The sequence below is a fragment of the Pseudoalteromonas sp. S8-8 genome (assembly GCF_000497875.1).
Taxonomy (GTDB): domain Bacteria; phylum Pseudomonadota; class Gammaproteobacteria; order Enterobacterales; family Alteromonadaceae; genus Pseudoalteromonas; species Pseudoalteromonas arctica.
In genome coordinates this window covers 17,401-37,894 of sequence record NZ_AUTR01000070.1, presented here as the reverse complement: position 1 = coordinate 37,894, position 20,494 = coordinate 17,401, and the positions used below count along the sequence as shown (strand labels likewise).

General features: G+C 39.0%; 18 protein-coding genes. 17 read left to right on the top strand and 1 reads right to left on the bottom strand.

Features of this window, described 5'->3' with window-relative positions; translation table 11 throughout:
* The first annotated feature begins 175 nt into the window (after window positions 1-175).
* The 12 genes from dnaK (at window position 176) to L659_RS0120995 (ending at window position 13,343) form a co-directional block, all read left to right on the top strand.
* A complete protein-coding gene (gene dnaK / locus L659_RS0121050; RefSeq protein WP_024591803.1) occupies window positions 176-2,089 on the top strand; it encodes a molecular chaperone DnaK in 1,914 nt (637 codons plus the stop codon).
* A 202-nt stretch (window positions 2,090-2,291) separates the two neighbouring features.
* Window positions 2,292-3,431 carry a molecular chaperone DnaJ gene (gene dnaJ / locus L659_RS0121045; protein WP_010553942.1) on the top strand — a complete coding sequence of 380 codons (1,140 nt, stop codon included), beginning with the start codon at window positions 2,292-2,294 and terminating at the stop codon, window positions 3,429-3,431.
* Between the two features lie 97 nt (window positions 3,432-3,528).
* Entirely contained in the window at window positions 3,529-3,990 is a 462-nt protein-coding gene (ybaK, locus tag L659_RS0121040; protein WP_024591802.1) for a Cys-tRNA(Pro) deacylase, read from the top strand.
* 150 nt (window positions 3,991-4,140) lie between these two features.
* Window positions 4,141-4,545, top strand: coding sequence for a DUF1761 domain-containing protein (locus tag L659_RS0121035; RefSeq protein ID WP_024591801.1), 405 nt, complete (start codon window positions 4,141-4,143; stop codon window positions 4,543-4,545).
* 92 nt (window positions 4,546-4,637) lie between these two features.
* A complete protein-coding gene (locus tag L659_RS0121030; protein ID WP_010553939.1) occupies window positions 4,638-5,006 on the top strand; it encodes a response regulator in 369 nt (122 codons plus the stop codon).
* Between the two features lie 147 nt (window positions 5,007-5,153).
* Complete coding sequence (locus L659_RS0121025; protein ID WP_007585454.1) at window positions 5,154-5,405, top strand: hypothetical protein; 252 nt, start codon at window positions 5,154-5,156, stop codon at window positions 5,403-5,405.
* Window positions 5,406-5,608: 203 nt separating this feature from the next.
* Window positions 5,609-5,872, top strand: coding sequence for a CBU_0592 family membrane protein (locus tag L659_RS0121020; RefSeq protein ID WP_010553937.1), 264 nt, complete (start codon window positions 5,609-5,611; stop codon window positions 5,870-5,872).
* A 170-nt stretch (window positions 5,873-6,042) separates the two neighbouring features.
* The gene (locus L659_RS0121015; RefSeq protein WP_024591800.1) at window positions 6,043-7,773 is read left to right on the top strand and encodes a sensor histidine kinase; all 1,731 of its coding nucleotides are present in this window, start codon (window positions 6,043-6,045) and stop codon (window positions 7,771-7,773) included.
* The gene (locus tag L659_RS0121010) at window positions 7,766-9,130 is read left to right on the top strand and encodes a sigma-54-dependent transcriptional regulator (RefSeq protein WP_024591799.1); all 1,365 of its coding nucleotides are present in this window, start codon (window positions 7,766-7,768) and stop codon (window positions 9,128-9,130) included. Before L659_RS0121015 ends, L659_RS0121010 begins: the two co-directional genes overlap by 8 nt.
* 174 nt (window positions 9,131-9,304) lie before the next feature.
* Window positions 9,305-10,261 carry a porin gene (locus L659_RS0121005; protein WP_024591798.1) on the top strand — a complete coding sequence of 319 codons (957 nt, stop codon included), beginning with the start codon at window positions 9,305-9,307 and terminating at the stop codon, window positions 10,259-10,261.
* 9 nt (window positions 10,262-10,270) lie between these two features.
* Complete coding sequence (locus L659_RS0121000; RefSeq protein WP_024591797.1) at window positions 10,271-11,746, top strand: SLC13 family permease; 1,476 nt, start codon at window positions 10,271-10,273, stop codon at window positions 11,744-11,746.
* A gap of 178 nt (window positions 11,747-11,924) precedes the next feature.
* The gene (locus L659_RS0120995) at window positions 11,925-13,343 is read left to right on the top strand and encodes a coniferyl aldehyde dehydrogenase (RefSeq protein WP_024591796.1); all 1,419 of its coding nucleotides are present in this window, start codon (window positions 11,925-11,927) and stop codon (window positions 13,341-13,343) included.
* Between the two features lie 144 nt (window positions 13,344-13,487).
* On the opposite strand, the gene L659_RS0120990 is transcribed toward L659_RS0120995, so the two are convergent.
* Complete coding sequence (locus tag L659_RS0120990; RefSeq protein ID WP_007582012.1) at window positions 13,488-14,213, bottom strand: tetratricopeptide repeat protein; 726 nt, start codon at window positions 14,211-14,213, stop codon at window positions 13,488-13,490.
* Window positions 14,214-14,900: 687 nt separating this feature from the next.
* Here L659_RS0120990 and L659_RS0120985 point away from each other — a divergent pair.
* The 5 genes from L659_RS0120985 (at window position 14,901) to L659_RS0120965 (ending at window position 20,457) form a co-directional block, all read left to right on the top strand.
* Complete coding sequence (locus L659_RS0120985; protein WP_024591795.1) at window positions 14,901-15,764, top strand: DUF6279 family lipoprotein; 864 nt, start codon at window positions 14,901-14,903, stop codon at window positions 15,762-15,764.
* An 85-nt stretch (window positions 15,765-15,849) separates the two neighbouring features.
* On the top strand, window positions 15,850-16,878 hold the full coding sequence (locus tag L659_RS0120980; RefSeq protein ID WP_024591794.1) for an XdhC family protein: 1,029 nt from the start codon (window positions 15,850-15,852) through the stop codon (window positions 16,876-16,878).
* The gene (locus L659_RS0120975) at window positions 16,872-17,465 is read left to right on the top strand and encodes a nucleotidyltransferase family protein (protein ID WP_024591793.1); all 594 of its coding nucleotides are present in this window, start codon (window positions 16,872-16,874) and stop codon (window positions 17,463-17,465) included. Before L659_RS0120980 ends, L659_RS0120975 begins: the two co-directional genes overlap by 7 nt.
* A gap of 199 nt (window positions 17,466-17,664) precedes the next feature.
* Window positions 17,665-18,153 (top strand): (2Fe-2S)-binding protein, encoded by a 489-nt coding sequence (locus L659_RS0120970; RefSeq protein WP_007582016.1) that lies wholly within the window; start codon window positions 17,665-17,667, stop codon window positions 18,151-18,153.
* Window positions 18,154-18,165: 12 nt separating this feature from the next.
* Window positions 18,166-20,457, top strand: a complete 2,292-nt coding sequence (locus tag L659_RS0120965; protein WP_024591792.1) for a xanthine dehydrogenase family protein molybdopterin-binding subunit — start codon at window positions 18,166-18,168, stop codon at window positions 20,455-20,457.
* The last annotated feature ends 37 nt before the right edge of the window (window positions 20,458-20,494 follow it).

The window sequence follows — 20,494 nt, the reverse complement described above, 5'->3', positions numbered from 1 at the left end:
ATTAAAAGCGTCCCTGGCGGTGTAAAAATCACCATTCCTTACAATTATTAGGGTTATTTTGTAAATAAATCACAAAAAATGAATTTTTTTTCATTTTTACAGTTGAAATAAGTTTGGAGCAACCCTATTTACTAGTCATCGAACGTTTAACGAATATTGAAGTTGGAGAGATTTCATGGGTAAAATTATTGGAATAGATTTAGGTACTACAAACTCTTGTGTTGCAGTACTTGATGGTGGCAAAGCACGTGTTATTGAAAACGCGGAAGGCGATCGCACAACCCCGTCTATTATTGCTTATACGCAGGACGGCGAAACATTAGTAGGTCAATCTGCTAAGCGTCAAGCGGTTACTAACCCGACAAACACATTATTTGCAATTAAGCGTTTAATTGGTCGTCGTTTTGAAGACGAAGAAGTACAACGCGATATCGGCATCATGCCGTTTAAAATTGTTAAAGCTGATAACGGCGATGCATGGGTAGAAGCGGGCGGCGAAAAACGCGCTGCACCACAAATTTCTGCTGAAGTACTGAAAAAAATGAAGAAAACAGCTGAAGACTTCTTAGGTGAAGAAGTAACTGAAGCCGTAATCACAGTACCTGCATACTTTAATGATTCACAACGTCAAGCTACGAAAGATGCTGGTCGTATTGCGGGTCTTGAAGTTAAACGTATTATCAATGAGCCAACGGCTGCGGCACTTGCTTACGGTATGGATAAAAACCGTGGCGAAAACGTAGTTGCAGTATATGACTTAGGTGGCGGTACTTTCGATTTATCAATCATTGAAATTGATGAAGTTGAAGGCGAGCACACTTTTGAAGTACTTGCTACAAACGGCGACACTCACTTAGGTGGTGAAGATTTCGATAACCGCGTAATCAACTACTTAGTAGCTGAATTCAAGAAAGATCAAGGCTTAGACCTTAAAAATGATCCGCTTGCAATGCAACGTGTTAAAGAAGCTGCTGAAAAAGCAAAAATTGAACTTTCATCTGCACAGTCTACAGAAGTAAACCTTCCGTATGTAACTGCTGATGCATCTGGTCCTAAGCACATGAACGTGAAACTAACACGTGCTAAGCTTGAGTCACTAGTTGAAGATTTAGTAACTAAAACAATTGAGCCACTTAAACGTGCACTTGCTGATGCTGATTTATCAGTAAGCGACATCAACGACATTATTCTTGTTGGTGGTCAAACACGTATGCCTTTAGTACAAAAAATCGTTGCAGAGTTCTTCGGTAAAGAACCTCGTAAAGATGTTAACCCTGATGAAGCAGTAGCCGTAGGCGCAGCGATTCAAGGTGGTGTACTTGCTGGTGACGTTAAAGATGTACTATTACTAGACGTTTCTCCATTATCTCTAGGTATTGAGACAATGGGTTCAGTAATGACTGCACTGATTGAGAAAAACACAACGATTCCTACTAAGAAATCGCAAACGTTCTCAACAGCTGAAGATAATCAATCTGCTGTAACAATCCATGTACTTCAAGGTGAGCGTAAACGTTCAAGCGACAATAAATCTCTAGGTCAATTTAACCTAGAAGGTATTCGTCCAGCACAACGTGGTACACCGCAAATCGAAGTAACATTTGATGTTGATGCCGATGGTATCTTACATGTATCTGCTAAAGATAAAGATACAGGTAAAGAGCAAAAAATTACGATTCAAGCATCTTCAGGCTTAAGCGATGACGAAATTGAAGCGATGGTTCGTGATGCAGAAGCACATGCTGAAGACGATAAAAAGTTTGAAGAGCTTGTAGCTGCTCGTAACCAAGCTGACGCTTTAGTTCACGGTACACGTAAGCAAGTTGAAGAAGCTGGCGATGCATTACCAAACGAAGACAAAGAAGCAATTGAAGCTGCTGTTGTAGATTTAGAAGCTGCAATTAAGAGCGACAATAAAGAAGAGATTGAAGCTAAAACTCAAGCTCTTGCTGAAAAGTCTCAAAAACTAATGGAAATTGCTCAAGCGAAAGCACAGCAAGGTTCAGCAGACGCTGGCGAACAACAGTCAACTAAGCAAGACGACGACGTTGTTGATGCAGAGTTCGAAGAAGTGAAAGACGACAAGTAATTGTTGCTACCGCTTCTCGCTAGCCAAAAACACTTAACTCAGTTAGGTGTTTAGGTTAGGATGAACAATTGAGGCGCGCGAGCAATAGCTTGTCGCGCCTTTTGCATGTATTCAAGGTTTAAAAATTCAATGATAAATCGATGCGATTTATCGATTTATCCTGCAGCTTACGCTGTAAACAGAAAAGAGTAGTGTGATAGATATGTCAAAACGCGATTATTACGAAGTCCTCGGCGTAAGCAAAGATGCGAGTGAGCGAGACATAAAAAAAGCGTATAAACGCTTAGCGATGAAATATCATCCAGATCGTACCGCAGGCGATAAAGATCTCGAAATAAAATTTAAAGAAGTTAAAGAAGCGTACGAAATACTAACCGACGATCAAAAACGTCAAATGTATGACCAACATGGTCACGCAGCCTTTGAACAAGGTGGTGGCGGTGGTCACGGTGGTTTTGGTGGCGGACATGGCGACTTTGGTGATGTATTTGGCGACGTATTTGGTGATATTTTTGGTGGCGGCGGTGGTCGACGTCAATCTCGTCAACAACGTGGATCTGATTTACGTTATAACATGGACTTAAGCTTAGAAGAAGCTGTTCGTGGTAAAGAAGTTGAAATTAAAGTACCTACATGGGTTGGTTGTGAGCCATGTGATGGCAGTGGTGCTAAAGCGGGTTCTAAACCTAAAACATGTACTACATGTCATGGTGCTGGCCAAGTGCAAATGCGCCAAGGTTTCTTTGCTGTTCAGCAAACGTGTCCAACGTGTCAGGGACAAGGTCAAATTATTTCAGATCCTTGTAACAGCTGTCATGGACAAGGCCGCGTAGAAAAAACTAAAACGCTTTCAGTTAAAATTCCAGCTGGCGTTGATACAGGTGACCGTATCCGCTTAACGGGTGAAGGCGAAGCCGGAATGCATGGCGCGCCATCGGGCGATTTGTATGTGCAAGTGTCGGTTCGTGAACATGAAATATTTGTACGTGAAGCGAATAATTTATATTGTGAAGTGCCAATTAGCTTTACTACAGCAGGCCTTGGTGGCGAAATTCAGGTGCCAACACTTGATGGTCGTGCAAAACTTAAAATACCGTCTGAAACTCAAACGGGCAAAATGTTCCGTATGCGTGGCAAAGGTGTTAAGTCTGTACGCAGTGGTGCCCAAGGCGATCTAATTTGTAAAGTGGTAATCGAAACGCCAGTTAATCTTAACGAGCGTCAACGTGAACTACTTCAAGAGTTAGATGAAAGCATGGGCACAGATAGCTCTAAAAACCGTCCTAAAGAGCAAGGCTTTTTTGACGGTGTTAAAAAGTTTTTTGATGATTTAACTAAATAAATTTAAATTATTATGAACAAAAAAACGACGCTTTTAGCGTCGTTTTTTTTGCTTTAAACTTAATTTTTGTTACTGTGAATAAAAAAGATGAAACAGCATGACACCAGCAATAGATCTGCTTAAAAAGCAAAAAAAAACCTTTGAAGTACTCAGTTATGAGCACGATAAGAATAATAGTCATTACGGGCTTGAAGCCGTTGAAAAGTTAAATTTAGACAGTGCACAAGTATTTAAAACCTTAGTACTTGAAACACATGAAGGGCATCTGATTGTTGCTGTAACGCCTGTATCTCAACAAGTTAATTTAAAACAGTTAGCTAAACTATGTGGTGCTAAAAAAGTAATTATGGCTGCCCCACAAAAAGTACAAGTTAGTACCGGTTATATTTTAGGAGGGGTGAGTCCGCTTGGACAAAAAAAACGTCTAGCTACGTTTATTCATAGCAGTGCTTCTCTCTTTGACACTATTTATGTGAGCGCCGGAAAAAGAGGCTTAGAAATAGCACTCTCGCCAACTGATTTAGCCTTATTGACCAATGCAAAATTTGGCGATTTATAAATTTTATTTTTATAATTACCTTCTATACCAAAAATTAATTTAAGTTAGGCCATTTGCTCAATCCCCTATTTATAACTACATTGGGAGTATCTTTATACCGTTAATATTTAATACCAAACGGTATTACACTTTTTGTATATGGCTGTTTGTATGAACCTTTTAGATGTTGATTATTTTGCGATACTAGTGGCTGCACTGTCTTCTTTTATGCTTGGTGGTATATGGTATTCAAAAGCTCTCTTTAAAAATGCATGGCTAGAAAGTATTGGCTTAACTGATCTGGATTTACAATCGGCTAACCCTAAGTTGATATTTGGTGGCAGTTTTTTTTTAGTTTTTATAGCGGCTTTAATGCTATCTCTTTTTTTAGGTAAGGATGCAAGCGTAGGTGAAAGTATAGGAACCGGCTTTGTGATCGGCTTTTTTTGGATCAGTAGTTCATTTGGATTGAGTTATATATTTGAGCAACGCCCTCTAAAGCTTTTTTTAATTAACGGGGGGTACCATATTTTACAGTTTTCGTTAATGGGGCTCATTTTAGGAATATGGCCGTAAGATTTAAATAATCAGCAAATCCAAATTTGATCCTTATCTACGAGTAGAGTAGTTTTATATAATCCCATTTATACAATTTGGTAAAGAAACTAATGAAAATATTAGTTGTTGATGATATGCCACTCATGCGACACGTATTAATTAATATGCTTAGAAAACTAGAGTATAGCAATATCGTTGAAGCAACTGATGGATTGCAAGCTTTGGTATTTCTGCGCAACCAGCATTTCGATTTGGTTATTACTGACCTTCATATGCCAAAAATGGATGGCGTTAGTTTACTTACTAACATTCGAAAAGATAAAGAACTCGCTGATATTCCCGTTTTAATGGTTACTTGTGAAGACAGTACAGATAAAGTTAAGCAAGTTATTGCAGCTAAGGTATCAGGGTTTATAGTCAAACCTTTTAATATGAATGTATTGTCATCTCAGTTAAACCGCTTCTTTTTTAAAGATTAGAATGTGTTTATTTTATAAGGGCTATATTTTAATGGGCCTTTATAGATTAAGTCTGCCGTATCTAAATTCTAAGTCAGAGGTGGTAACCTTTACCCATCTAAACTGATATAATTGCTAATTACTCTTTATATAATACCGCAGGACGTAATGGCAAAACCCAACAAAAAAGGCCCTACTAAAACGGTTGATATTTTTTGCTCTGCTTGTAAAGCCTCTTTATTTAAATATCGAAAAGGGGGGAAAGGAGCATTAGTTAAGTGCTTTAAAGAGCGTATTAGCCAAGACTTTACAACAGAGGCTTGTATTTGCCCTAACTGTAGCCGGCCATTTGCCCGAGAAGCGATTATTCGCGGTGCGCCTGCCTATAAAATAATTGGCGGCAAAGTAACCTTTAAATAAGGTATATGAAGTAATACTAAACCGCAATAATACTTAATTAAGCGAATAAGTATAAAGCCTTGTGCATGCGGACATATGGCCTTGTTAGAATTTACCATATTGATAGAATCGCCCGGTTTGCTGTTTCAATGAATGAAAAAATACCCTCCCCATGGATCGGGCCAGTTTATTGGGTTATTTAAAAATGGATAAAGGATAGTTTCGTGATAGCACTCTTATTTGACATCATAGGCATGACAGGTACTTTTTTAGTAGTTGGTTCATTTTTTTTACTGCAGCTAGGTAAAACATCTCCAGCTAGCTTAACGTATAATATGATGAATTTAACAGGGGCAATTTTACTGTTAATTAGCCTTTGTTATAACTTTAATTTAGCGAGCTTTGTAATCGAGATATTTTGGATTGCAGCGTCGTTAATTGGCTTATATAAATATGTTAAAAATAGATCAACATTAGCTACAAATTAATTGTTTTTTAATTTAATGCTAAACAGATCGCTGTAAACATAGTTGTTTACGGCGATTTTTGTTTTTAAACACTTTAAAACTGTTGTTAACAAAAAGTTTATATCTCTGCTAGAGATTAGCCGTTACACTAGCGCCCTAAAATTTTCTTGGCTATTTTTTGCGAGTTCTTCATGTTTTCTTTTTCTAAAAAAATCATTACTGTTTGTGTGTTACTCGTACTTATATTAGTTGTTACGTTTTGGCTTGGTCGTTCTCATGATGTTGAGCAAGCAACCTACCAGGCTGAGCGCCAAGTTACGCAATTAAATAACTATATTGATACTGAGCTTGCTCGTTTTTCTGCTATTCCCCAGTTACTTACCTATAACTCGTTAATGATAGACTTTGTAGATGCGCAGCCACAGCACTATAACGCTATTAATAACTACCTTGCTGATATTCAACAAGCCAGTGGTGCCTCAGATATTTTTGTTCTAAATACTCAAGGCGAAGTTATTGCCAGTAGTAATTGGCAAGCAGATTATACTTTTTTAGGTAGCAACTTTGCGTTTAGACCTTATTTCAAACGTGCATTTGCAGGCGAAAAAGTAGCGTACTTTGCATTAGGCATGCGCTCTAAAGAGCGTGGTATTTACTTTTCACAAGCAGTATATCGCGACAATAAAGCCATTGGTGTTGTTGTGTTAAAAGTGAATGTAAGTAAATTTGAGGATGACAGAGAGCTTCTAAATACTTCAAAGGGTAGTCACTTTTTTTTGCAGCTTGCAGATGAGGTAATTGCAATGTCAGATATGCAAATGTGGCGATTAAACAGCTTCACTGAGCTTGATATAACGATGCGCAGAGATATTAAATCTCGTCGGGCTTATTTAGATCATCAGCCTTTGTATATAAAGCAGTTTCAATTTTCTAATGAAGGTATTAAACATTTAAAAATAGATAAAAAACTTTACGTAATGTCGCAAAGACCTTTACGATATTTTAATGCCACAATGAACGTACTCGTTGATATAACAAAAGTTAATTCAGCTCAACTGCCTCGCTTATTTTGGGTATTTATTATCTGTAGCTTAGTTATTATTATTAGTTATATTTTATTAACTCGGTTTGCGGGTTATAAAAAGCTGGTGTACTCCAGACATAGCCTTGAACTTGAAGTCCTTGAGCGCACTCAGGCTTTGGAAAAAGTACAAACGGCTTTAGTGCAGTCTGCAAAGCTTGCGACAATAGGACAGCTAAGTGCAGGAATTAACCACGAAATAAACCAGCCGCTCAGTGCTATTAATACTTATTTAGCTTCGGCAAAGCGTTTATTAGCTAAAGGAAATACTTCAGCACTTGGTGAAAGCTTAGTAGTGATTGAGGGATTAGTTAATCGAGTGCACCAAATTGTAGGTCAGTTAAAGCATTTTAGTAAACCTTCCAAAATGCAGCTCAGACCTTACCCTCTTGCAGGGCTTGTTAATAACGCATTAATGATTTCTAGCGCGCAGTTAAAGCAAGATAACGTACAAGTAGAGCCACCTCAATTTGATGAAACAGTCGTTGTGTGGGTCGATTCGCTTAAATTTGAACAAGTACTCGTTAATTTAATTACTAATGCTAGCCAAGCTATGAATGGCGCAATTATTCGTAACTTAAGTTTTCAGCTGGAGTGTTTTGAAGAGCGCGTAAAACTGTCGATTTTAGATACTGGCTCTGGTATTGAGCAACATGCATTTGGTAATTTATTTGAACCTTTTTATAGTACTAAATCAAGTAAAGGTTTAGGCCTTGGTTTATCTATATCAAAACAAATAATAGATTCGTTTAATGGTTGTTTGAGCGCGCACAATCGAGTTGAAGGCGGGGCTGAATTTATAATTAGCCTCTCTAACAGGCAGGAAAATAAAGATGATTGACAGCTCTCCATGTAATCACATAATAGTCATTGATGATGAAGCAATGATCAGAGACTCTTTAAAGCAATTGCTCACTCTCGAAGGATACACCGTTGATTGCTTTAATGACGCAAGTACCGCTCTTAGCAAACTCAATAGGCGCTTTGCTGGAGTTGTGCTGAGCGATATAAATATGCCGAACATGGATGGCTTAACGCTTTTAGAGCAAATAACGGCTTTTGATAGTGAGCTCCCTGTAATATTTTTAACTGGTTACGCTGATGTATCGATAGCAGTTAAAGCGATGCAATTAGGTGCGTATGATTTATTTGAAAAACCAGTTAACGAACATCTTCTTGATTGCATAGCACGAGCGTGCGACAAACGAAGCCTTGTTATGGAGAACCGCGCATTAAAAGTGGCTGTACAGAAAACCTCAGCCCCAGGTGTACGCATACTAGGTGACACACCTAAAATGCAACACATGATGCACTTATTAAACACAATTATAGATACCCCAACCGATGTAATGATTGAAGGTGAAACTGGCACAGGTAAAGAACTTGTAGCGCGGTATCTACATGATCAGAGTAATCGCTCTAGCTGTAATTTTGTTGCTATTAATTGTGGCGCAGTACCAGAGCAGTTAATAGAAAGCGAATTGTTTGGTGCAGCAAGTGGTGCATATACAGGGGCTACTCAAAGTCGAAAAGGTAAGTTTGAATATGCACAAGGTGGTACGGTCTTTTTAGATGAAATAGAAAGCACTCCAATGGCACTGCAAGTTAAGTTATTACGCGTATTAGAAGAGCGAAAAGTAACACCTGTAGGCGATAACAAAGCAATTGATTTAAACATCAGAATTGTTGCAGCTACAAAAGTAGACTTACTTGCGTTAGTTGAAAAGGGTGATTTTAGAGCTGATTTATATTACAGACTTAGTTTGGTTAACGTTAATATTCCGCCATTACGAGAGCGAAAAGCTGACATATTACTTTTGTTTAAACACTTTAGCTCTATTGCTGCAACTCGCTATCATAAGCCGCCGGCGGCAGTAAATTACGAAATACAACAGCGGTTAGTTGCCTATGACTGGCCGGGCAATGTGAGAGAGCTAAGAAATCAAGCAGAGCGAGCTGTATTACTTGGTGCCGAACTTGCCTTTGCTGAAGTTAAAACACAACAATTAGGTGGCTTATCTCCCGATTTAAGCTTATCTGAAAAAGTCTCTTTTTATGAGCAGTCACTTATTGAGTACGCGCTTGAGCAAAACCACGGCAGTATTAAAAACACCATGGAAACACTGCAAATTGCTCGTAAAACACTTTACGATAAAATGAGTAAATACAATCTTAATAGAGATATGTTTACTGACTAAATGTGTGGGTTTGGTGACAAGACCCACTTTCTTATGTGTGGTAATTCACACGCTTTTATTTAAATTAAACGACTTATTTTAGTAAGCTATTGAAATAGATTGCTTTTATACACTTGGCAGTAAAGTTGCCTTATTAGCGCTACAACAAGTAGATTCTAATAATTAGGGCACACGATGACAAAAACTACACACACCTGTATTTTATTTCTATCCTATGGTTGCTTAGCTACATTTTCACACACATCTTTTGCTGCAGAGTACGCTGTATACGGTAAAGCCGAAGTACAAATTGCCAGTACTGATACGGGCATAATGCGTTATGCCGAAGAGGGTACTCAAATTGAAGCGCCATACTCGCGTATTGGTATTAAGGGCGATCATAAACTTAACGAATATTTAAGTGCTGTTTTTAAATATGAGGTACAAGTTAAAGGTTTTGAAGAAGATGATACGCAAGAGCCTTTTACTGCACGTAATACTTACTTAGGTTTAAAAGGTGCTTTTGGTGAAGTTGTTGTAGGTCGTAACGACACTCGCTTTAAATACTCTGAAGGTAAACTCGATAACTTTAACGAAACTCAAGCCGATATGGCACAGGTTATTGCAGGTCAAGACCGCCTCGGTGACACAATAACTTACACCTCAAACTATTGGCATAATACGCAGTTTTCATTTACTTATGCGCCAAAAGATGACAATAAAGACGATAAAGCAGGCTTTGCTGCTACGCTTATTTATGGCGACCGTAATTTAAAAAGTACTTCATATTATGTGTCGTTCAGTCATGTAGATTCACTTAACAATGTAAAAGCAAGCCGCCTTGTTGTTGTTTATAAGTTCGAACAATTACAACTTGGTGCGTTATACCAACATTCAGAATCAGTAGATGGCACAAAGTCGGGCAATGGTTACGTATTAAGTGCCAGTTATACACTTGATAAGTGGGTGCCAAAAATTCAATTTGGTAAAGATGACTCAACTCTTCGTCAAGCATCTGAGGCAACGCAATGGAGCACAGGCCTTGATTATGTATTTGATAAGCAAACTACAGCTTATCTTTTATATACCGATCTTAATTTAGAAGAACAAGACGACAGCAGTGTTGCGCTTGGTCTTAAATACAAGTTTTAGAGGCTAGCCATGACAGATAATATATTGACGCAAGAACCAGATAAGAACAGACATTTTCAATGGCTTTTTTTAGTACTGGGCCCTTTAGTAATGCTATTAACATGTTTACTTGATCCGCCAACAGGAATGTCGGTTGCGGCATTTAAAACCGCAGGTTTAGCGTTTTGGATGGCATCGTGGTGGGTAAGTGAAGTTGTACCAATTCCGGCAACTGCATTGCTACCACTGGTAATATCACCACTGGCTGACATAGCAGCAATAAAAAGTGTGGCTGCGCCATATGCACACCCGTTAATCTTTTTATTTTTAGGCGGATTTTTAATCTCAATTGCTATGGAGCGTTGGGGTTTACATAAACGTATTGCATTAAGCACCATGTTATATGCGGGTAAAAAACCAAGTTTACAAATTTTAGCTATGATGCTTGTTACTGCATTTTTATCTATGTGGATGTCTAATACTGCGACAGCCGTAATGATGTTGCCTATTGCACTTTCAATTACCAATTTGGTTAAGCAATCAGACCCAAGTAATGAAGGGTTTGGCAAAGCATTGCTACTATCAATTGCTTATGGTGCAAGCATTGGTGGTATTGCTACTTTAATTGGTACACCGCCTAATGCATTAATGGCTGCATACCTATCTGACAGTTACCAAATTGAAATAGGCTTTGCTCAGTGGATGATTGTAGGCGTACCACTGTCTTTAAGTATGCTTATTATTAGTTGGGTTTGGCTTACCAAATTTGCGTATAAAGTAGATGCTAATGTTAAAAACGATCAAAAAATTGATACCAAAGCGGTATTTTCTGAACAGTTAAAAAAGCTTGGAATAATGCAACGCGCAGAAAAAGGCGTATTGTTTGTATTTGTGCTTGCTGCACTTTGCTGGATATTTAGACCTTTATTGGGTGATATAACAGGTCTTAAAATTTCAGATACTACAATTGCAATTGCTGCTGCATTACTGCTGTTTGTAATGCCTGCTAATAAAGGCAGTGATGAGCGTATTCTTGATTGGCAAAACGCCTCACAAGTGCCTTGGGGCGTATTGCTATTGTTTGGGGGCGGACTTACGCTTGCATCTCAAATTAAATCGTCAGGTCTTGCCGAGTTTATTGCTCACATGATTGAAGGCGCAAGTGCGATTCCTCTTGTTATGAGCGTACTTGTTGTGGTTGCTTTAATTACATTTTTAACTGAAATTACAAGCAATACAGCAACCGCTGCAGGTTTCTTACCGTTATTAGGTCCTGTTGCTGAATCGATAACAGGTTCACCCCTTGTATGGGTTATTCCTGCTGCTATTGCGTGTAGTTGCGCATTTATGATGCCTGTAGCAACACCACCAAACGCTATTGTGTTTGGCTCAGGGCAAATTCAAATGCGCGACATGATAAGAGCCGGCTTTGTGCTAAATATTGTGGCTATTGTATTAATTACGCTGGTAACAATGACGATTGCAGCGCAAGTATTTGGCTTTTAAAGCTGTACTAAATTAGTTCCAACCAGTAGCTTTGTTTATATTTACAGTTTTAAACAAAGCTACTCTTTATACTTATTTATATTGCTCAAGAAGCTCTTTTTTAGATAATTAGTGTTATTGCTCGAAAAACAGAACAAGGTTATAGTCTGCGGTAACTTTAAAAATTGAGTAATCTATTTTGAGCACCGACACATCACAGGCAATGCCTTTAATTCCCCTATTTGATGAATTGCAAAAAAGCTTTCTCGAAACACCTTACTTGCCAATTGATAAACGTCTCGTTTTATTAAAAAAACTCCGTGTACGTATTGTTGAACTTGAGCAAGAGCTAGTGGATGCTGCTTCAAAAGACTTTGGTTACAGAACCGCTTTCGATACTCTACTTGGCGATATATTGCCTACGGTTCAAACACTCGCGCACATTATCAAAAAGCTACCAAAATGGGCAAAGCCAAGTAATCGCTCTGTAGGTTTAAGTTTGTGGCCTTCAAAAGTAAGTGTTAATTACCAACCTAAAGGTGTGGTTGGTATTATTGCACCGTGGAATTACCCGATTCAGTTAGCGTTAGTACCTGTGCTTACCGCCATAGCTGCCGGTAATAGAGTTATGCTCAAATTAAGCGAGTTTACACCTCACACAAACGCCGTTATCGAAAAAATATTTAAAGACGACATGCAAGCGCATTGCAAAATAATACAAGGCGGTAGCGACGTAGCCGCGCAGTTTTCATCACTACCATTTGCTCATTTATTATTTACGGGGTCATCGGCCGTTGGTAAATTAGTAATGGCTTCAGCGAGCCGTAATTTAACACCAGTAACGCTTGAACTCGGTGGTAAATCGCCAGTTATTATTACGCAAAATGCCGATATTAAAAAAGCGGCGCAAGCTTTACTGTTTGGAAAAATGGCCAACGCAGGGCAAATATGCGTTGCTCCCGACTACGTATTTGTACCCAAAGAGCTTGAGCATCAGTTGGTTCAGCAATTATGCGAGCTTTATAAAAAGCACTTTAAAGACGGTGTTGAAGGTAAAAACTTAACCTCTATTATTAGCGATGCACACTATAAACGTTTAGCAACCTACTTAGAGCAAGCCCAAGAGCTTGGCGCAAACATTATTAAGCCACTTGAGCAAAACCAGCAAGATGAGCAAAAACATCGTATGGGGCTGCACTTAGTGACTCAAGTTACTGACGAAATGCAGCTTATGCAAGATGAGCTATTTGGCCCAATACTACCAATAATGAGTTATGACAAGCTCGACAGCGCAATTGACTATATTAAAGCCCATCACCACCCGTTAGCGCTTTATATTTTAGGGCAAGATAAGCACGCTCAAGAATATATTATGAAGCAAACAATCAGTGGCACTGTAGCGATAAACGATACGTTAGTGCAAGTAACTGCTGACGATGCCCCTTTCGGTGGTGTAGGGCATTCAGGAATGGGGCATTATCATGGCATAGAAGGGTTTTTAACGTTTAGCCATGCTAAAAACACGTTAGTATCGGGCTCGTTTAATCCTCGTATTGTTATGCTGCTAAAACAAAGCAAACTTCTTATTAAGCTACTAAAGTGGCTTTACATAAAATAAGAGTATGTTGATTTTGTAAAGTTGAATAGATTTTGAATCTGCTAAATCAAGATATTAAAAAGGCTGAATTACGTTATGTAATTCAGCCTTTTTTAGATTAGTTTCAAACTAAGGTCTTAAACTCTTAAACTTTAAAATAAGACTTTAAAATAAGCGACCTTCGCCAGCATAAGTACCCACTTGTATTTTTGCATAAATGGCATCGGCTTTTTCTTTAGCTTCTTCAATTTCTTTAGGCAGCATTTTACGCTCATCAAGTTTGCGGCTATGACTCGCTTGCATATTGCCGTTGTACTCAGCGATAGTATTCCAAATGTATGACTTTTCTAAATCTTTTGGCATACCTAGCCCTTCAAAATACATGAGGGCTAAATTGAATTGTGCTAAAGAGTAATTGTTTGCAGCCGCTTTTTCGTACCAGTTGCGTGCCGCTTCATAATCTCGCGTAACGCCCACGCCATTAGAATACATTACACCTAAATTAAACTGAGCCGCAGGCAGGTTTTTATTGGCTGCTTTTTCAAATAAGGTAACAGCCATTTGGTGATCAAGCTTTACGCCTTTACCTTCGTCGTATAAAACAGCTAACGCAAACATTGAATCCGGATGGTTCTTTTTAACGCCTTGTTGATAAAGCGCAGCAGCTTTGCGGTAATCGCGTGTTACACCGTATCCACCTTCGTATAATTTAGCTAGTTCGTAAATTCCTGGCGCAAAACCTTTATCGGCAAGGTATTGAAATTCTTTTAGGGCGACTGCAAATTCACCTTCGTTAGCTGCTCTTATGCCATCTTCTAATGTTGCATGAGCGAAAGGGCTGGCAAGTAAAACGCCAGCAAGAACGAGTGCTTTCAAATTAAACTGTGACATATTAATGTCTCCAATTAGTAATAGTTACGATAGGTTTTAGGGCCAGTATATCTTGCCGCGATTAAATAGCGCCTAAATAGAACAAGTTTTAATCCCGAAAGGTAAACAGACTTTAGTTAAATGCTAAATTATTAAATTTTTGCACTATTTGCGCATTTTAAACGTTTAATACTCAATGCATTTAAGTAGAGACTAAATCGGTTATTATAAATAGATGCAAAAAAGGATGTCTACTGTTATGTTTTACGCCAGCTTTAGCGCAAACGCAAGGCGATACCTTATCAGATCGTGCGTATAAAATGTAAATAATAGCGCGGTGGGCTTTTAAGGTAAGTAAACGAGTTTAAGAAGTGTAAGATACAGATTTTATAGAAAATTTAAAGAGATAAAAAAAGCCCGTTAGGGCTTTTTTGAGTCATATTAACCGTCACTAATATGAGCAATGTAGCAAGTAAATGTGATATTTGATGTTATTACTTGGGTCGAGTAAGTAATAACACGAAGCGGCACGATCTTCTTTTAATGTGTCAGCATCCTTGCTGAATATTCTTCCGTAGGCACTGAGGTCGTTACACTGTGTTTGTGCGAACGATTATCAGTTAGATCTAAATGCAAGTCAATACTTAAATGATAATTATTATCAAATGAGTTTTGAGCTTTGCCACAATCTAAATAATAGAGAAGGTTATGCTTAATAATTTCAAAGCAAAAAAACTAAAACAGATATGCCTTGCTGTAAGTATGTTGTTTTTATGTAGTTGTTCGGCATCTTTTACTTACAATAATTTGAGTTGGCTTTCATCGTTTTGGGTTGACGATTATGTTGATTTAAATAAAAAGCAAAATACACAGCTAAAAAACATAATTACAACAACACAAAATTGGCACCGAACTACCCAGTTACCCGCCTACAGACAAGACATACAAAATATAAAAGTATTGTTTAACCAAACATTGGAGGCTAAACAATTAAAAACACAGGTTGTGCTTGCAAAACAACATTGGCAGAACCTACTTGGATACGCAAAGCTGCCTTTAGCTGAACTTGGGGCAACCTTATCAAGTGAGCAAAGAGGTGAGCTTTTAAACAATATCCAAATAAAAATTAACGACGAACGCGAAGAGTTTAACGAACAAACCCCGCTTGAGCGAAAAAGTGAGCGTTTGGAAGAGCAATTTGAATACTACGAGCAGTGGATAGGCAAGCTTAATAAACAACAAAAAGCGCTGATTAAATCAACTAATGAGCAACATAGAGACTCAGGAGCGCTGTGGTTAGAGTATAAGCAAAACCGTTTGAATGCAGCCAAACAGGTATTCAAAAATGCTGAAATTACAAAAAAAGAATTTATAAATCAGTTAAGTACGGTTATTAAAGAGCGCGAACTTTATATGAGCGACGCACTATTGAAAAGCAATGAAGCAAACTTAAATTTATATATAAATTTACTCTACGAATTAAACCTAACTCTAAATGATAAACAACGCCAAAGCGTTAATGATCAATTTGATGAGTTAATTGAGACCTTAAACGATATAATAGAAAACTAAATTGTGCGTGAATTATTAAGTTTTAAATTAGCTGTTTAGGCTGGTTTGTTTTTAAACGCAAAAAATGCTTTTTAAAGGGCAATATATGGTTACAGATTTGAAAAGTATCTTAAACACTTGGTATCTCAATAGGGACAACCAAGAATGGGTTTTAGCTACTTTGTACAAAATTGAAGGCTCTAGCTACAGAAAACTAGGGGCTATGATGCTTATTTCGAGCCTAGGCGAGCGCTTGGGGATGCTTTCGGGAGGCTGTTTAGAAGCTGACATACAGCGCCACGCTAAACAAGTAATGAGTACTTTAACCAGTAAAACCATTAGTTATGATGCTACCGATGAAGACGATTTAACATTTCAACTTGGCATTGGTTGTGGGGGCATAGTACACATTTTACTGCAGCCCATTCACAAAGCTAATGACTATTTACAGCTAGAGCTTGTATCTAAAGCACTTAATGAGAATAAACCAGGGCGATACCTTCAACAAGTAAGCCCCATTTTGCCAGCCGGCAGTGGTGTATTTACGCAAAATGATGAGTTACATGGTTTATCAATGAACCGCAAAGCGCAGTTGGTAGAATTACAAGGCGCTACGTGCTTGCAAACTTCTATTTATCCGCCGCCTCATTTATTAATAGTGGGTGGTGGCGCAGATGCAGTTCCGGTTTATACATTTGCCAAACAACTTGGTTGGAGTGTAACTGTATGGGATACACGTGCTGCCAATGCAAAAAGGCAATATTTTAAAAATGCTGATGCTATTTTGCGCTTCACACCGAGTGAGTTAAAAGAATATTGCATAACTAATAAAGTAGATGCTGCTATTTTAATGGCTCACAGCGTTGAGCTCGACGCGAGTACGTTGGCTCAATTTAAAGATGTTCCTTTTAAATACATAGGGTTATTGGGTCCTAAGCACAGACGTGAACAAGTTTTAGAGCACGCAAATACGCGTGTTTCACAAATTAAGTCTCCTGTTTTTGGGCCTGTCGGTTTAAATTTAGGCGGCGACTCGCCAGAGAGTATTGCACTATCGCTGATCAGCGAAATACATGCAGTGCTGTGTGATAAAGATGCCCAATCACTAAGTCATTGGGGGCAAGAGCCGTGCTAATTGCAAAAGTTGTTTTAGCCGCAGGTCAATCATCTCGCTTTAACGGCTGTAAATTAACAGCTGATATTGGCTTTGGCAAAACAATGATTGAGCATGCTGTAAATACACTGCATGCACTTGATGACACGCCCGTGTATGTAGTTACCGGGGCATGGCATAAAGAAGTAGCGCAAGCACTGGCAGGTTATAAAAACATAGAGCTGATTGAGAACAAGCAATGGAGCCAAGGTTTGGGTCATTCAATCGCGACAGCTTCTCAAACTGTGTTTAAAAATAAGTCCTTTGATGGGATTTTATTTATGCTCGCGGATCAGGTTGAGCTAAAAGTAGCGCACTTAAGTGAGCTAGTTACTGGTTTTACACGTAATCCATCGCGCTGGTGCGCAAACTATGGCGAGCGTTTAGGTGTACCCGCTATATTCCCAGTGGTTGATTTATCTCAGCTTGCAAGCTTAACTTCAGATAGAGGTGCACAGCAATTACTGCGCTCCAGCAGTGAGGTCGTCAATACAATTAGTTTACGTAGTGCGAGTTTAGACATAGATACTCAAAAGCAGCTAAGTAATTTTATAGCTAAAAATGAGTGAAAAAGTATTAGTAGGGCAAAATAAGTTTTAGCTGCGCTAACGCTTTAGTGCAGTGGTTATGGTATTTAGCTGTTAATGTAGCTGATGCGGTAACTATATGTGTTATGGATTAGTAGTTACAACAATCTTAACTGTTATAACCTGTGTTTAAATTGGATAATTTAAACACAGGTTATAAAGCTTAATCAAGGGGCAAGCTATGGTGACGTTTACAATTAATGGCAAGGTGGTTGAATCACACGCAAGTGAAGATACACCATTGTTATGGGTTATTCGTGATGAAATTGGATTAAAAGGGACGAAGTTTGGTTGCGGTATTGCAATGTGTGGTGCGTGTACGGTGCATTTAGATGGGCAAGCAACTCGCTCATGTGTTTTACCAATTGGCGCAATTGCAGGAAAAAACATTACCACAATTGAAGGGCTTAATAACGAACACCCACTTCAAAAAGCATGGGTTGAAGAGCAAGTACCACAGTGCGGTTACTGTCAATCGGGGCAAATAATGCAAGCTGCTACTTTGCTGGCAGCTAATCCAAGTCCTTCAGATGAAGAAATAGTAAGCCATATGAATGGTAACTACTGCCGCTGTATGGCTTATAAACGTATTAAAACGGCTATTCAACGCGCTGCAGATGAGTCACAAAGTGTAGTAAATATATTTGATCCAAATGCACAAGACGCTTAACTGGAGCCGATAATGAAAAAATTATTTCAAAAAAATAGCGAAACCGTTAATTTAAATCGTCGTTCGTTTATGATTGGCACTGCTAGCGCAGGTTTAGTCATGGCGTTTGCCCCTGCGTTATTTTCGGGTTCGCTCAGTGCAAAAGAATCAATTGCGCAACAAGCTTTTTCACCCACTATTTGGTGGACTATGAGCACCGACGGCGCCGTAGAAGTAAGTATTGCAAAAGCTGAAATGGGTCAACATATTGGTACTGCTCTTGCGCGCATTGTGGCTGATGAGCTTGAATGTGATTGGGATAAAGTATCAATTACCTACGTAGATACCCATGAAAAATGGGGCTTTATGGTAACGGGTGGTTCGTGGTCTGTATTTCAAAGCTTCAAGCCATTATCTCAAGCCGGCGCTGCGGGTCGAATTGCATTAATAGAAGCCGGAGCTAAAATGCTCGGCGTGCCTGCAGACAAATGTCGTGCTGAAAAGGGCTATATTATTGCAGGCGAAAAATCGGTTAGTTATGCTGACATAGTTAAAAAAGGCGAGTTTAATCGTACATTTACCAGCGATGAAGTTGCAAACCTTCCACTAAAACCTGCTAATAAACGTCATTTAACTGGGCTTAAACAAGACTTTAAAGCGCTTGATATACCAGCCAAAACAAATGGTACCGCAGTATACGGGATAGATGTAGAAGTTGAAGGCATGCTGTACGCGCGACCAGTAATACCGCCAACCCGTTATGGCAGCACAGTAACAAACGTTGACGATAGTGCAGCAAAAGCTATTAAAGGTTACAAAGGCTATGAAATTTTAAATGACCCTAGTAACACAGTGCAAGGCTGGGTTGTTGTATTAGCTGATAGTTACCCAAGTGCCATTAAAGCAGTAGATGCTTTAAAGGTGAGTTACAAAAAGGGTGAGTCAGCAAATATATCTGAAGCTGATATTCAAAAAGAAGGTAAGCGATTATGCGAGCAACGCGACTCGGGTACTTTATTTGTTGATCAAGGCGATATAAAGAAAACTCAAGCAGACGCCAGTGAGTCGTTAGAATCAATGTATACCACAGCGACAGCGAGTCATTATCAGCTAGAGCCATTAAATGCGGTTGCAGAATTTAAAGACGGAAATTGGATTATTCATACAGGTAACCAGTGGCAGTCACTTACGTTACCTGCGCTTGCTAAAGCACTCGAAATAGAACAAAACAAAGTAATTATTCGTCCTTATTATTTAGGTGGTGGTTTTGGTCGTCGATTATTTGGTGACTGGACTGTACCTGCAGCTCTAACCGCAAAAGCAGTAGGTAAACCAGTAAAGCTGGTATTTACACGAGCAGACGATAGTTTATTCGATCAGTCTCGTTCTGCATCTGCTGCAAAAATGACGGCGTCGTTTGATAAAAACGGTACTTTTACTGGTTTAGAGCATGCATTTGCTGCAGGTTGGCCTACTAAAGCAATGGCACCAGCGTTTTTATCACCGGGTGTTGATGGCAAAGGTAAATTTGATGCATTTTCGGCATCGGGCGCTGATCATTGGTATAGCATGAGCAGTCATCGTGCACGCGCTATTAATAACGAAGTTGCACAAAGCACCTTTACTCCAGGTTGGTTACGTTCAGTAGGGCCAGGTTGGATTGCTTGGAGCCTTGAGTCGTTTATTGATGAAATTGCCCATAAGCAAGGCAAAGATCCAGTTCAATTTAGAATTGAAATGTTAGACGGTAAAGGCAAGCAAGCAGGTAAAGCACCTGAGAGCGTTGGCGGAGCACTGCGCTTACGTAATGTGCTTAAAACGGTGTCTGACAAAGTAGCTTCTGTAAAATTAGCTAAAGATGAGGGCATTGGTTTTTCTGTAAGTTCAGGGCAAGAACGTACTATGCCAGCATGGCTTGCAACCGCAGCGCATGTTCATGTTAACCGTGATAGTGGTAAAATAACGCTCAAGAAGCTCTATGTTGTTGTAGATGCGGGCTTAATAGTTCACCCAGATGGCGCACTGGCGCAAATTGAAGGGTCGTTACTATGGGGCAGCAGCCTTGCATTGCATGAATCAAATACGTATAAAGATGGACAGGTATCAGCGACTAACTTTAATACTTATTTACCGCTAAGAATGCAAGATGTGCCAGATATTGACATTGAATTTTTACAAAGTGATGAGTTTCCAGTTGGTTTAGGCGAACCTGGCGTTATAGGGGTTGCTCCTGCTATTGGTAATGCTGTGTTTAATGCAGTAGGCGTGCGTTTACGTGACCTACCAATGAAGCCAAGCGAACTTAAAAAAGGCTTAGAAGCGTAAAACAAAAATAACTAAAGGGGTATGCTTTATGCTGCCC

Excerpts from the sequence above, each read along its gene's own strand:
- dnaK (WP_024591803.1), top strand. The coding sequence starts at position 176 with ATGGGTAAAATTATTGGAATAGATTTAGGTACTACAAACTCTTGTGTT.
- dnaJ (WP_010553942.1), top strand. The coding sequence starts at position 2,292 with ATGTCAAAACGCGATTATTACGAAGTCCTCGGCGTAAGCAAAGATGCG.
- ybaK (WP_024591802.1), top strand. The coding sequence starts at position 3,529 with ATGACACCAGCAATAGATCTGCTTAAAAAGCAAAAAAAAACCTTTGAA.
- L659_RS0121035 (WP_024591801.1), top strand. The coding sequence starts at position 4,141 with ATGAACCTTTTAGATGTTGATTATTTTGCGATACTAGTGGCTGCACTG.
- L659_RS0121030 (WP_010553939.1), top strand. The coding sequence starts at position 4,638 with ATGAAAATATTAGTTGTTGATGATATGCCACTCATGCGACACGTATTA.
- L659_RS0121025 (WP_007585454.1), top strand. The coding sequence starts at position 5,154 with ATGGCAAAACCCAACAAAAAAGGCCCTACTAAAACGGTTGATATTTTT.
- L659_RS0121015 (WP_024591800.1), top strand. The coding sequence starts at position 6,043 with ATGTTTTCTTTTTCTAAAAAAATCATTACTGTTTGTGTGTTACTCGTA.
- L659_RS0121010 (WP_024591799.1), top strand. The coding sequence starts at position 7,766 with ATGATTGACAGCTCTCCATGTAATCACATAATAGTCATTGATGATGAA.
- L659_RS0121005 (WP_024591798.1), top strand. The coding sequence starts at position 9,305 with ATGACAAAAACTACACACACCTGTATTTTATTTCTATCCTATGGTTGC.
- L659_RS0121000 (WP_024591797.1), top strand. The coding sequence starts at position 10,271 with ATGACAGATAATATATTGACGCAAGAACCAGATAAGAACAGACATTTT.
- L659_RS0120990 (WP_007582012.1), bottom strand. The coding sequence starts at position 14,213 with ATGTCACAGTTTAATTTGAAAGCACTCGTTCTTGCTGGCGTTTTACTT.
- L659_RS0120985 (WP_024591795.1), top strand. The coding sequence starts at position 14,901 with ATGCTTAATAATTTCAAAGCAAAAAAACTAAAACAGATATGCCTTGCT.
- L659_RS0120980 (WP_024591794.1), top strand. The coding sequence starts at position 15,850 with ATGGTTACAGATTTGAAAAGTATCTTAAACACTTGGTATCTCAATAGG.
- L659_RS0120970 (WP_007582016.1), top strand. The coding sequence starts at position 17,665 with ATGGTGACGTTTACAATTAATGGCAAGGTGGTTGAATCACACGCAAGT.
- L659_RS0120965 (WP_024591792.1), top strand. The coding sequence starts at position 18,166 with ATGAAAAAATTATTTCAAAAAAATAGCGAAACCGTTAATTTAAATCGT.